9 protein-coding genes and 1 pseudogene are annotated in these 12,488 nt (G+C 66.4%); 1 reads left to right on the top strand and 9 read right to left on the bottom strand.

What is annotated here, in order from left to right; translation table 11 throughout:
• Positions 1 to 32 precede the first annotated feature (32 nt).
• The 3 genes from V0R59_RS04175 to V0R59_RS04165 all read right to left on the bottom strand — a co-directional run bounded on the left by V0R59_RS04175 (position 33) and on the right by V0R59_RS04165 (position 2,641).
• On the bottom strand, positions 33 to 983 hold the full coding sequence (locus V0R59_RS04175) for a FecR family protein (protein WP_330073410.1): 951 nt from the start codon (positions 981 to 983) through the stop codon (positions 33 to 35).
• The gene (locus V0R59_RS04170; protein WP_330073411.1) at positions 980 to 1,525 is read right to left on the bottom strand and encodes an RNA polymerase sigma factor; all 546 of its coding nucleotides are present in this window, start codon (positions 1,523 to 1,525) and stop codon (positions 980 to 982) included. Before V0R59_RS04170 ends, V0R59_RS04175 begins: the two co-directional genes overlap by 4 nt.
• A gap of 93 nt (positions 1,526 to 1,618) precedes the next feature.
• A complete protein-coding gene (locus tag V0R59_RS04165; RefSeq protein ID WP_330073412.1) occupies positions 1,619 to 2,641 on the bottom strand; it encodes a DUF4917 family protein in 1,023 nt (340 codons plus the stop codon).
• Positions 2,642 to 2,756: 115 nt separating this feature from the next.
• On the opposite strand from V0R59_RS04165, the gene V0R59_RS04160 reads away from it, so the two are divergent.
• Positions 2,757 to 3,824 carry a glycerophosphodiester phosphodiesterase gene (locus tag V0R59_RS04160; RefSeq protein WP_330073413.1) on the top strand — a complete coding sequence of 356 codons (1,068 nt, stop codon included), beginning with the start codon at positions 2,757 to 2,759 and terminating at the stop codon, positions 3,822 to 3,824.
• Between the two features lie 221 nt (positions 3,825 to 4,045).
• On the opposite strand, the gene V0R59_RS04155 is transcribed toward V0R59_RS04160, so the two are convergent.
• The 6 genes and pseudogenes from V0R59_RS04155 to V0R59_RS04135 form a co-directional block, all read right to left on the bottom strand.
• Complete coding sequence (locus V0R59_RS04155) at positions 4,046 to 5,776, bottom strand: SulP family inorganic anion transporter (RefSeq protein ID WP_330073414.1); 1,731 nt, start codon at positions 5,774 to 5,776, stop codon at positions 4,046 to 4,048.
• A gap of 99 nt (positions 5,777 to 5,875) precedes the next feature.
• Entirely contained in the window at positions 5,876 to 6,820 is a 945-nt protein-coding gene (locus V0R59_RS04150; RefSeq protein ID WP_330073415.1) for a cation diffusion facilitator family transporter, read from the bottom strand.
• A gap of 27 nt (positions 6,821 to 6,847) precedes the next feature.
• Complete coding sequence (locus tag V0R59_RS31830; protein ID WP_375547340.1) at positions 6,848 to 7,603, bottom strand: methyl-accepting chemotaxis protein; 756 nt, start codon at positions 7,601 to 7,603, stop codon at positions 6,848 to 6,850.
• Between the two features lie 102 nt (positions 7,604 to 7,705).
• Positions 7,706 to 8,695 (bottom strand): annotated as a pseudogene (locus tag V0R59_RS31825) (PDC sensor domain-containing protein); the annotation flags it as partial.
• A gap of 284 nt (positions 8,696 to 8,979) precedes the next feature.
• The gene (locus tag V0R59_RS04140) at positions 8,980 to 10,332 is read right to left on the bottom strand and encodes an APC family permease (RefSeq protein WP_330073417.1); all 1,353 of its coding nucleotides are present in this window, start codon (positions 10,330 to 10,332) and stop codon (positions 8,980 to 8,982) included.
• 390 nt (positions 10,333 to 10,722) lie between these two features.
• Positions 10,723 to 12,444 carry an amidohydrolase gene (locus tag V0R59_RS04135; RefSeq protein WP_330073418.1) on the bottom strand — a complete coding sequence of 574 codons (1,722 nt, stop codon included), beginning with the start codon at positions 12,442 to 12,444 and terminating at the stop codon, positions 10,723 to 10,725.
• Between the last annotated feature and the right edge of the window lie 44 nt (positions 12,445 to 12,488).

The raw sequence follows: 12,488 nt of genomic DNA, 5'->3' as shown, positions 1-12,488 counted from the left end.
AGGGTTATCGAGCAGTGCCCTGCAGCAAGGTCTTACTTGCTGCGTTCGATGCGCATCCGCCCGTCCGCCAGGGCCACGGTCTTCACCGGCAGCAACGCGGGCAGGGCATTGAGCAGGGCATCGGGATAGTGCACATCGAGGTTGCCGGAAACCTTGTAGTTCGCCAGCGCCGGATCAGCCAGCAACACCGCAGCCGGGCGGTACAGCGAAAGCTCGTCCACCAGGCTGGCCAGCTCGCGGTTGCGGAACGACACGTGGCCGCTGCGCCAGTCCGCCACTTCCGCATCGCTCAGGCTCTGCCGGGTCAGGTCGCCGCGGGCGAGGTTGTACACCGCGCGTTCACTTGCTCCCAGCAGCATCGGTTCACGCCGCTCTCCCGGCGTTTCGAACGCCACCAGGCCATGGGCGACGCTGAGCACCAGCTCGCGCTGGCCACGGCGCAGGTCGAAACCGGTGCCCACCACCCGCACCCGCGCCGTGCCGGCATCGACGAACAGCGGGCGTTCCTTGTCCGGGGCGACGTCGAGGTACACCTGGCCTTGCTCCAGGTAGACCATGCGCCGCTCGGCATTGAAATCGATGCGCAGGCGGGTGTTGGCGTTGAGTTCGAGGCGGCTGCCATCAGGCAGGGTGACGCGGCTCGGTTGGCCGTCCTGGCTCGCCAGTTGCCGTTGCAGTGGCGCCGACGTGGAGCCCAGGTTGCCCGCCAGCAGAGCGCACACCAGCGCCGCCGCGGTGGCCAGCGCCGGGCGCCAGTGCGCCGTCTTGCGCGGTTGCAGGACCACCGGCTTGTTCAGTTCCTTGAGCGCGGCGAGGTCGTCCCAGAGTTGTTCGAACTGCTGGTAGGCCTGGGCATGCCCGGGCTGGTCGAGCCACTGGACGAAGGCCTTGCGCGTGGCCCGGGAACGGTCGTTGCGGTTGCGCGTGAACCAGCTCGCCGCCTGGGCGTCGAGCGCACGGCTGTCCATGTCAGGTTGGGTCATTCCGGTTGCTCCGCAACGTTGTCACTGTCCAGGCGCTGCTTGCAGTACAGGAGTGCGGCGGCGATATGTTTCTCCACCATGCTGACGGAGATGCCCATGCGTTCACTGATCTGCGCCTGACTCAAGCCTTCGAAGCGGTGCAGCATAAGGGCTTCGCGGCGTCGCGGCGAGAGTTCGGCGAGGACAATTTTCAGATGCTCCAGCCGTTGCAGGCGCTGCGCACCGGCCAACGGGTCGGATCCGGGGGCCTCGCTGGGGCGTTCGTCCTCCCGGGCCTCGACCTGTTCATCGAGCACGTCGTTGCGCACTTTCTGCCGCCGCCAGTGATCGCGCAGCAGGTTGCGCGCCATCTGGAACAGGAACGCCCGCGGCTGCTCTACCCTGGCCTTGTCGCGGTAGCCGAGCCATTGGGTGAAGACGTCCTGGGTCATGTCCGCGGCATCGCTGGCGTTGTCCGTGCGCTTGCGCAGGAAATGCAGGATATCGGCGTAGAAGCCGTGGCAGGTGTCCTGCGCGAAGCGGTCGGGTTTGGGGCGCTGCATGCGAACTTTCCAGGGAGGGTGCCGGAGAGAAAGGTCGCAAATGTTATCGAGAATTATTGTTATTTGCTATGGGGTTTCACTGTCTCTTTGCTATCAACGCCGGCGCCGGGCGATGGCGGCGGGGGCCGGAACGTTGAGTTCGGCGCGACCCAGCGGGTGGGTCGAGGCATCGAAGAAATGCAGCTTGATCCCCGGTGTTTCTTCGAAGATCCGCACGTAATGCTGCTTCTGGCTGACGATGGCGGCGTCACCCAGCGGCATGATCGACAGCGCCACGTGGGCCGGATTTGCCTGCTGGATGGCGCGCAGCAGATGGCGGTCGGCGCGGTCCAGATGGTGGCCGAAGATGCACAGGCCTTCGCCGTAGCTAGCCAGGGCGGCATGGCTCCAGGTCAGGTAGTCGGAGCTGCGGATGGCGCGCAGCTTGTGGTCGCTGGTGCATTCGTTGACGAACAGCGGCACATCGCCCGGGGTGTTGATGGCGAAGCCGTCGAGCAACTGGCTACCGCTGGCGGCGCGCAGGCGCGTGCCGCCGTCCTCGGTACGCAGCAGGTGCAGGCCGCCGTGCAGGTAGTGCAGGCGGGTACCGGCGCCGTGAGTGCGGCTGACATCGAAGTGGCCTTCCTCGTCGAACAGCTGCTGGAAGCCTTCCGGCGCCTGGCTCACCGCCCAATGGCAGAGCAGGTCGTAATTGCCGGAAAACACGCTGCGGTAGTTGCGCAGCTCGGCGTTGATCGCCGCCAGGGTCTCCGTCGGCAGCAGCTTCCAGGGGATATGCACGCTGCGCACGGCGTGGATCAGCGCTTCCTTGATCGCGTAGTAACGGTTCAACGGCGCCGACGAGCCGATGGCCAGCGCGGCATTGACCCGCACCGTGGTGTTGAGGGCGCTGAGCACCGGTTCGAACAGCTCGCTGCCCAGCGACTTGAACAGCGCCTGGTCGCTCACCCCCAGCGGCTTGTTGCGCACCCGCTGGGCCAGTTCGAACAGCGAGAAATAGCTGAACGGCCGCCAGATCGCCCGGCTGGCGCCGTTGCCCAGCAGCAGGCCAGTGCAGGGATGGCGCGCGGCGAGGTCCGTCCAGGAGGCGAGGGAGGCGTCTAGTTCGGCGGGCATGGCGGGTCTCGTAGGAATCTGTTGCAAATCGGCAGGGCGGGACTTTAGCACGTCACGGGTTGTCATCCGTCTCGGCGACTATGCTCTGGGCCGGTTTTCCAAGGAGACAGTTGCAATGCGATTGAAGGACCTCTGCCTGGGCCTCGCCCTGATCACGCTGGGCGCCCAGGCCCATGCCGCCGAGGGTGCCGCGCTGGCGAAAGCGCAAGGCATCCCGTACCCGGCGGTGATCGCCCATCGTGGCGCTTCACACGACGCTCCCGAATCCACCGCCCCCGCCTACCAGCTGGCCCGAGACCTCGGTGCCGATTACCTGGAGCTGGACCTGCAACGCAGCCGCGACGGCGTGCTGGTGGTGGTGCATGACGACGACCTGCGTCGCACCAGCGATGTCGCCGAGCGTTTTCCCGAGCGCCAGGCCAGCCCGGTCAGCGCCTTTACCCTGGCCGAGCTGAAGTCCCTGGATGCCGGCAGCTGGTTCAACCGCGCCTACCCGGAGCGGGCACGGGCGGCGTTCGCCGGGCTCAGGATACTGACCCTCGACGAGGTGCTGGATATCGCCGAGGCCAACCCGGCGCGTACGCCGGGGCTGTATATCGAGACCAAGGTGCCGGCGCAGTTCCCCGGTATCGAGCAGGACCTGCACAAGGCCCTGGACCAGCGCGGCTGGCTCGACCGGCCGGGGCGCGTGGTGCTGCAGAGCTTCGACCGCGACAGCCTGGCCCTGCTGCACAAGGCCATGCCGCAGGTGCCGAAGGTGTTGCTGTTGTGGTTGGGCAAGGATCATGTGGAACCGGCGCCGGGGCCGTCCTTTGCCGATTCCGGTGCGGCGGACAAGGCTGCGTTCTATGCCCGCCAGCAGCCGAAGGACCGTGCCGAGTTCGAGCGCTGGCTTGACCATGCCAGGGCTGCCGGGGCCATCGGCACCGGACCGTCTGCCGCCCTCGCCGGCGGGGGCGAGCAGAGCTACGCCGACCTGGTGCAGCCCTGGATGAACCGCATGAGCCATGACAAGGGGCTGCTGGTGCATGTGTACACCGTCGATGAGCCGGTGGATTTCAAGCGGGTGAGCGAGGCGGGGGTGGATGGGATCTTTACCAATCGCACGGGCGCGCTGCTGCGCTTCCATGGCCGGCCGGTGGTCAAGGATGAGGCCACGCTGCTCGGCGAGAATGGCTGGTAGAACCGAAATCGTCTGTGGGGCTGATGGCCTCATCGCGGGTGTTGTCCGCGATCGGCGGCGAAGCCGTCGTAAATCCTGAGTCCCGGTTTTGTCTGATTCACCGAGGAGGCAGGTTTTATGGCCGCTTCGCGCCCAATCGCGGATAAATCCGCTCCCACCGGGGCCGTGTTGCGTCTGATTGAGGTGTGTAGATACCCACGCCGCGATGAGGCCATCAAGCACTAAGGAAGGCTCGGTACCGGCGCCACCTTGCCGGCATCTGCCTCTTCCCGCCGCACCTTGTTGCGCCACAGCCGATACGCCCGGATCCCCGCCCGCACCGAGCCATACAGCAGGTGATTGTCCATCTCCCGCGCCAGCCCCGAGCGCACCAGCATGCGCAGGAACGCCCCGCGCGCCCGGGCGATGCCCAGCTCGATGCCCTGGGCCTTCAGGGTGTCGCGCACCTCGCGCAGCGCCGCGATGCCGCTGACATCGATGCTGCTCACCGCTTCCGCGTCGAACAGCACTGCCTTGGGATCCGCCTCGCGCTGCACCGCGTCGAGCAGGCGCATCTTGAAGTAGTCGGCGTTGAAGAACAGGATCGCGTCGTCGAAGCGGTACACCACCAGCCCCGGCACGGTACGCGCGTCCTTGTGCCGGCTGATGTCGACCTGGCCCTCGATCCCCGGCGCCCAGCCGAGCACCGCGTCGGTGGGCTGGTAGATGCTGTAGAGCAGACGCAGGATCGCCAGGGTCACGGCGATGATGATCCCCGGCAGCACGCCCACCCCCAGCACGCCGAAGGTAGTGAACACGCAGAGGAAGAACTCGAAGCGGCTCAGCGCCCAGATCTTCTTCAGCGACTGCACGTCGATCAGGCCCCAGCCGGCCATCAACAGTACCGCGCCCAGCGCCGCCTGGGGAATCCAGGCCATGGGCGCGGTGAAGAACATCAGGATCACGGCGATCACCAGGGCGGCGACGATGCCCACCAACTGGCTCTTGCCGCCGACCATGTCGTTGACCGCAGTGCGCGAGTCGGCGCCGCTGATGGCGAAGCCCTGGGACACCCCGGCCGCCAGGTTGGACACGCCGAGGGCGACGAACTCATGGTTGGCGTTGATCGCGTAGCCGTGCCGCGCGGCGAAGCTGCGGGCGGTGAGCATGGCGCTGCAGAAACTCACCGTGGCGATGCCGAGGGCGTCGCGCAGCAGGCTTTTCATTTCTTCCAGGGAGGTCTGCGGCCAGGCCAGTTCCGGCATGCCGCCAGGCACATGGCCGAGCACCGCGACGCCGTGGTTGTCGAGACCGAACACCCCGGCGATCAGGGTGAACACCGCCACCGTCACCAGTGCCGAGGGCAGTTTCGGGTAGCGTCGCGGCAGCCAGATCAGCATGGCCAGCCCGGCCAGGCCGATGGCCAGGGTCAGCCAGTGGATTTCGCCGAGCCGCTCGAAGAAGTTGATCATGCTGAGGATGAAGCCGTTGCCCTCGATCTTGAAGCCGACCACCTTGCCCAGTTGCCCGGCCAGCAGGCTCAGGCCGATGCCGTTGAGGTAGCCGATGAGGATCGGTCGCGAGAAGAAGCTGGCGATGAAGCCGGCGCGGGCCACCCCGGCGCAGATCAGCATCAGGCCGACCAGCACGGTGACCACCACCGAAAGTTGCAGCAGGCGGTCCGGGTCGCCCATGGCCAGTGGCGCGATGGCACCGGCGACCATGGCGCAGGTAGCGGCGTCGGGGCCGACCATCAGTTGCCGCGAACTGCCCACCAGGGCGTAGACGATCATCGGCAGGATGCACGCGTACAGGCCCACCTGTGGCGGCAGGCCGGCGATCTGCGCATAGGCGATGGCGATCGGGATCTGGATGGCGGCCACCGACAGGCCGGCCTGCACGTCCGGGCGGAACCACTCGCGACGGTAATGCAGCAGGTTGGCCAGGCCCGGAAGCCAGCGGGAAAGAAACATGTTCAGGTCCTTTTGATGTATCTGACAGACGCTAGCGCAAAAGGCCAGCATCGTACCCGCTGTGGCGCCGGGAGGCCAATCCCGTACAGGAAGCGTGGTTTATTCAGCCCACTCCGGATCCCCGGTGAACACCACGGTCAACCAACGATCCGGTCCCTCGCCGCCGATCGCTTCGCCGATCTCGTCGCGCCAGGCATCCCACTCGGCGATGTTCCGCGCCGCCATGGTCCGGGGCACGATGAAGTACAGCTCGATCTCCCGCGAACGCCCGACCTTGGCCACATAGGCCCGGTACGACAGCATGCTGTGGCGCTCGACGAACGCCTGCGCCACCTCGTCCACATGCTGTTTCAGGTCCCCCGGGGTCACCAGGAACATGTCCGCCAGGGCCTGGCGAATCACCGACAACGGCAGCGGGATGATCACCAGGCACACCAGCCCCAGCACCGCCGGGTCGATGTACGGCGAGATCCATTCCCAGGTCGTGCCCTGCACCGCGATCCCCACGCAGAACGCGATCAACAGTGCCGCGGTGATGCTCGCGGACATGACCCAGCCCTTGACGTCCATGCGCACGAAGTCGGAATTGATCTTCTTGTTGGCCCGCGCCTCGAACACCGCGATGGCCAGGCAGGCACAGACGGTCAGCACCGCGTACACCAGGGCCACGCCGAACTCCAGCTCGCGCCCGCCTTCGAGCAGGCTGAGCACGGCGTTGATCAGCGCGTAGATCGCCACCCCGGTGAGCAGGATGCCGTTCAGCGCCAGGACCATCGGTTCCAGGTGCCAGAAGCCCATGGTGAAACGCTCGCGCAGCTTGCGCGACATATGGGTGCGGGTGTGGGCGGTGATCAGCCGCACCACCACCAGCGACAGGCCGCTCATGCTGGCGTCGACCATGGAGTAGACGCCGTCGAAGACGATCGAGAACGACCCCGAGGCGATGCCGAAACCGATACCGATCGCGGCGATGAACAGGGTGACGGCAATGGAGGTACGCAGTACCCCTTGCTCGTCGGACAGATCGAATAACCTCGTTGCCACGCAGGGCCTCCTCAAAAACTCGGGCCATCAGACCCGGAATTGCTCCATCAGCGCCTGCTGCTGGTTGGCCAGGCGGTTGAGCGCCTGGCTGATGCGCGCCGACTCGTCGGCCTGGCCGGACAAGGATTCGGTAACGTCGCGGATGCCGGCGACATTGCGGTTGACCTCCTCGGCCACGGCGCTCTGTTCCTCGGCGGCGGAGGCGATCTGCAGGTTCATGTCGCTGATCACCGTGACCGCCTCGCCGACCCGTTGCAGGGCCGGCACCGCCTGTTGCATGCGCTCGACGCTGTCCTTGGCCTGACGCTGGCCATCCTGCATGGCCTCGACCACGCCTTGGGTGCCGCCCTGCAAAGCTTCGATCACCTGGCGGATTTCTTCCACCGACACCTGTGTCCGTTGCGCCAGGTTGCGCACCTCGTCGGCGACCACGGCGAAACCGCGTCCCGCCTCGCCGGCGCGGGCGGCCTCGATGGCGGCATTGAGGGCCAGCAGGTTGGTCTGCTCGGCGATGGCGCGGATCACCTCCAGTACCGAACCGATCTGCTCGCTGCGTCCGGCCAGGGCTTGCACCCGTTCCATGGCCAGGTCCATGTCGGCGGCCAACTGGTCGATGGCCCGGCGGGTGATGCCGACCAGTTCCAGGCCTTCGCGGCTGGCCTGGTCGGCGCCGCGGGCGGCATGGGCGGCCTGCGCTGCGTTGTTGGCCACGTCGTGGGCAGTGGCGCTCATCTCGTTTGCGGCGGTGGCTACCTGCTCGATCTCGCGTTGCTGTTGCTGCATGCCGCCGCTGGTCTGGCTGGCGATGGCGGCGGACTGGTCGGCAGTGCCGCGGGCTTCCTGCAGCGAGCCTTTGACCTGGACGATCACCGGTTGCAGCTTGTCGAGGAAGCGGTTGAACCAGCCGCTGAGCTGGCCCAGTTCGTCATCGCGGGAATAGTCCAGGCGCTGGGTCAGGTCGCCGTCGCCGCTGGCGATCTCGCGCAGGCGCTCGGCCACGGCGAGGATCGGCCGGGTCACGCCGCGGGCGGTGAGCCAGATCAGCACCAGGCCGGCCATGGCGGTGACCAGGGCGACCAGCAGGTTGAACAGGTTGGCGCTCTGGTTGCTGGCGTCGAGGCGCTGGTTGAGCTGGATGGCCGGGGCCTGCAGCACCGCCTGGGGGACTTCCAGCAGGACCTGCCAAGGGGCCGCATCGGGAATCGGCGCGAACGGCCGGCTGATGCGCATCACTCCTTCTTCCGCAGCAGCGGGCAGGCGCTTGCTCAATTGCGCGGCATCGGCGCTGTGCCCGGCCAGCAGGCCGACGGGGCTGACAATGCTGACCTGGCCCTGGCCGTCGAACAGTTCCTGGCGACCGGCCAGTGCCAGTTGCTGCAGGTTGTCGAGGCCGATGTCGAGGCCGACCACGCCGACCACCTTGCCGTTGTCGAGCAACGGCAGGGCGATGCTGGTCATCAGCACCTGCTTGCCGTTGACCTCGTCGAAGTACGGATCGAGGACGCAGGCCCTGGCCGTTTCCAGCGGGCAGGTCAGCCAGCGGTTATAGGGCGAGCCGTTGGCGCCGACGCTGGTGTCGGCGAGCATGGATTCGGGCATGGCCTCGGACTCCAGCTCGCCGGCGGCATTGCGCGACCAGTACAGGGAGAAGCGCCCGCTGTCGTTGCTGCCCAGCTCGGCCTGGCCGCTGAAGCGGGCATCCTGCTGGTCGAGTCCGTTGGGCTGGAACACCAGGTACAGGCCGATCAGGTCGCGGTTGCCGGCCAGTGCCGCGCGGGCCTGGGTCACCAGGGCCTGGCGCAGGTCGCCGTCGCCGCGCTGGCGCAGCACCGAGGCCAGGCGGGCGAAGCCGTTGCCGTACTGGTAGGCGTCCATGAAATAGCGCTGGATGCGCAGCGCCTGGGTCTCGCCATGGGCCTGCAGGCGCAGGCGGGCGTTGTGGTCGAGCAGTTCGGTGTTGGCGGCGAAGACTTCGGCCGCGCTGCGGCGCGACTGGGTCAGCGAAGTGACGGCAAGGACAACGACGATCGCCAGCAGGCACAAGCCGGCAAGCAGGATGATCTTCCACTGGATGGACAGGCGGCGCGGGAGCATGAGGTTTTTCCTTCTCGGTCATGAACCACGCCCGCGATCCTCGCGGGCGTCGTCGACAGGCGGTCTCACTCGGCGAGGTAACTCGGTGGCGCGACCCGGAAGGCCTTGGTCAGGCGTGCCAGGTAGAGCACGCCGAACAGGGCCCAGAGGCCGCCGAACACCAGCGAGTGCTCGCTCAGGTCGAGCCACAGCACGGCGATGATGCAGAAGCCGATCGTCGGCAACACCAGGTGCTTGAGCTTGTTCGCCCAGCCCTGGTTGAGCCCTTGGCGAACGTAGCAATGGTTGATGACCGACAGGTTGACGAAGCTGAAGGCCACCAGTGCGCCGAAGTTGATGATCGAGGTGGCGGTGACCAGGTCGAAGAAGATCGCCGACAGCGAAATCAGGCCAACGATGATGAGGTTCACTACCGGGGTCTTGTAGCGCGAGTGCAGGCGGGCGAACAGGAAGTGCGGGATCACCTTGTCGCGGCCCATCACGTAGAGCAGGCGCGACACGCTGGTCTGCGAGGCGAGGCCCGAGGCGATGGTGTTGACCACGGTGCAGGCGATGAAGATCGACTGGAACAGCTTGCCACCGACGTACAGGGCGATTTCCGGCAGGGCGGCTTCGTGGTCCTGGAAGCGGTCCATGGTCGGGAAGTAGGCCTGGATGAAGAACGAGGTGAGGATGAACACCGCACCGCCGATCAGCGCGGTGAGGAAGATCGCCCGCGGGATGACCTTTTCCGGCTGATGGGTTTCTTCCGACAGGGTGGTCACCGCGTCGAAGCCGAGGAAGGAGAAGCAGAGGATGGTCGCCCCGGCCATCAGCGCGCCGAACTGCGCCTTGTCGTCGACGAACGGGGTGAGGCTCCACGGCGTGCCCAGGCCTTCACCCTGGTGCAGGCCGCGCAGGCACAGATAGATGAACACCGACATGATCGCGATCTGCACGCCGACGAACAGCACGTTGAAGCTGGCCACCAGGTTGATGCTGCGGATGTTGATCAGGGTGATGAGGCTGACGAAGCCGACCACCCAGGCCCATTCCGGAACCTCGGGGAACATGGCCGACAGGTACATCTTGGCCAGCAGGGCGTTGACCATCGGCAGCAGCAGGTAGTCGAGCAGCGACGACCAGCCCACGAGGAAGCCGACATGGGGATTGATCGCTTTCTGGGTATAGGTGTACGCCGAACCGGATTGCGGGAAGTGCCGCACCAGCACGCCGTAGCTCACGGCGGTGAACAGGATGCCCAGCAGAGCCAGGATGTAGGCGCTGGGCACGTGGCCGGAGGTGAGGCCGGAAACGATGCCGAAGGTGTCGAACACGGTCATTGGCGTGAGGTAGGCCAGGCCGATGATCACCACCTGCCACAGGCGCAGGGACTTGCGAAGCTGATGATTGCCGTGGGTGCTGTGCTCAGGCTGCATGCGCGCGATGCTCCTGGGATGGGACCACGGACGGGGGTTGCAGCGGGCACGGCAAGGTCGAGCGGGTGGGCTCCATGTTGTTCACCTTTTATGTTGGAGCTGGGGTTGGCGCGGGCGAGGCACCGGTGTCACTGGCAGGACCGAAAGGGAAAACACGACCCGCAGGCGCGCGGACGCCGAGGCATCAGGCAGCGGCGCTGTTGTTTTTCCTTATCGGGCGCTGGGCAAGGTGGGAAAAATAAGAAACGAAATGCAGGGTGTGCGTCAAGTAAATCGTTACATTATTTTTCCTTCATGATCATTTAGCGACATTTTCTGTGGTTTTTATCGCCGGGGCGACATTTTTGCTTGGTGGCTGATTTCGTCTGTCCGTAAAAATTTACATTGTCCTCAGCGGGCGTGGATCAGCTTGCCGGCGAACCAGGTCTGCTCCACCTGCGTGTCCCGCAGCGCTTCGTCACTGACGCTGAACACGTCGCGGTCGAGGACGATCATGTCGGCCTGCTTGCCGGGCTTGAGCGAGCCGATCAGTGACTCCAGGCGCATGGCCCGGGCGGCATTCAGGGTGTAGGCCTGGAGCATGGTTTCCCGGTCGATGGCTTCGTTGGCATTGAGCACGCCCTTGGGGCCACGACGGGTGGTGGCCTGGTAGATGGCCTTCCAGGGTTGCGGGGTGCTGATCGGCCAGTCGCTGGCGCCGGCGATGGTCGCGCCGTGCTTGAGCAGGGAACGGGCCGGGAAGGTGTGCAGGAAGGCCATGGCACTGACATAGGGCTTGACCAGGTCGAGGTTGGCCTCGTCGGCTGCGGCCCAGTACAGCTGCATCGAGGCGATCACGTCGAGTTGCTTGAAGCGCGGGTATTCCCGGGGGCTGACCATCTGCAGGTGGGTGATGGAGTGGGGAATGCCACTCTGGCGGTCGCGTCGCGCTTGCTCGATGCCGTCCAGGGCGGTGCGCACGGCGCGGTCGCCGATGGCATGCACATGCACCAGCCAGCCGCGGGCATCGGCGGCACTGACCAGTTCGCCGAAGTGCGCCGGGTCCAGCAGCAGTTCGCCGCGCTGGCCGGAGTTGCGGTAGGGCTCCAGCATCGCGGCGCTTTGCGCCGGGATCTCGGCGACGCCGTCGGCGAACACCTTGATCCCCGGCAGGGTCAGGTTGGGCACGCCGAGGAACTGCTGGCGCACCTTGTCCAGTTCGGCCAGGTCGGCGGGGCCGGCCTTGGAATCGGCCATCAGTAGCGCGGCGACATGGGCGGTCAGCTCGCCGCGTTGGGCCAGTTCCTTGTACACCGGGAGCACGCCCAGCGAGTCGTTCTTCACGTCGGCGCCGGGCAGTTCGTTGGCCAGCGGGTCCATCCAGCCAGTGATGCCCAGTTCCCGGGCGTAGGCCAGGGCCAGGCGTCCGGCGTTGAGCAGGGTGTCGTGGGAAAGCGGAGGCAGCAGGTCGGTGACAGGGTACAGCGCGGCGTCGACGAGGAAGCCGTTGGGCGTGCCGTCGGGGTGCTGGCCGAGGGTGTTGCGGGCTTCGGCGGGCAGGGCGGCGATGGTCGCGGCGTCGATGCCTGCGCGCTGCAGCATGGCCCCGTTGGCCCAGCCGGTGTGCATGTCGTTGGCGGCGAAGAGGATCGGCTGGTTGCTCCATTCTCCCTGGTTGAAGCGTTGTTCGAGGGCGTCGATGGCGTCCCAGTAGCTCACCGGCAGGCCGGCGACGCTGAGGAATTCGCCGCGGCGCGCCTTGCCGTCGTCGCGCCACTGGCGCAGGCGCCGCTCCAGTTCGTCGAGGGGCAGTTGTTCGCCGGCGAGGTCGGCCAGCTCGCGTTGCAGGCCGCCCTTGATCGAATGGGAGTGGGAATCGAGCATGCCCGGCATCAGGACCTTGCCGCCCAGGTCGATGAGGCGCGTGGCGTCATTCTTCAGGGCCAGGACCGTCTGTTCCGAACCCACCGCGACGATGGTATCGCCATCCACGGCTACCGCCTGTTGCAGCGGCTGGCCCGGTTCGGCGGTGTAGACCTTGGCGTTGTGCAGGATCAGGTCCACCGCGGCGCTGCCGGGGAGCGCGGTACAGGCCAGGCTGGCGCCCAGCGCGATGCTCAGGAACTGCTTCATGGGAGGCCCTCGTTGTTGTTGTGATGGGCCCAGCCTAGCCAAGG

Origin of the sequence: Pseudomonas ulcerans, assembly GCF_036324125.1 — a bacterium.
GTDB classification, from domain to species: domain Bacteria; phylum Pseudomonadota; class Gammaproteobacteria; order Pseudomonadales; family Pseudomonadaceae; genus Aquipseudomonas; species Aquipseudomonas ulcerans.
The sequence above is the reverse complement of the archived record's forward strand: the minus strand, read 5'-3'. Positions and strand labels throughout refer to the sequence as shown.

Coding starts and splice junctions, on each gene's coding strand:
- V0R59_RS04175 (WP_330073410.1), bottom strand. CDS start 983: ATGACCCAACCTGACATGGACAGCCGTGCGCTCGACGCCCAGGCGGCG.
- V0R59_RS31830 (WP_375547340.1), bottom strand. CDS start 7,603: ATGCAGCAACAGCAACGCGAGATCGAGCAGGTAGCCACCGCCGCAAAC.
- V0R59_RS04170 (WP_330073411.1), bottom strand. CDS start 1,525: ATGCAGCGCCCCAAACCCGACCGCTTCGCGCAGGACACCTGCCACGGC.
- V0R59_RS04160 (WP_330073413.1), top strand. CDS start 2,757: ATGCGATTGAAGGACCTCTGCCTGGGCCTCGCCCTGATCACGCTGGGC.
- V0R59_RS04135 (WP_330073418.1), bottom strand. CDS start 12,444: ATGAAGCAGTTCCTGAGCATCGCGCTGGGCGCCAGCCTGGCCTGTACC.
- V0R59_RS04140 (WP_330073417.1), bottom strand. CDS start 10,332: ATGCAGCCTGAGCACAGCACCCACGGCAATCATCAGCTTCGCAAGTCC.
- V0R59_RS04165 (WP_330073412.1), bottom strand. CDS start 2,641: ATGCCCGCCGAACTAGACGCCTCCCTCGCCTCCTGGACGGACCTCGCC.
- V0R59_RS04155 (WP_330073414.1), bottom strand. CDS start 5,776: ATGTTTCTTTCCCGCTGGCTTCCGGGCCTGGCCAACCTGCTGCATTAC.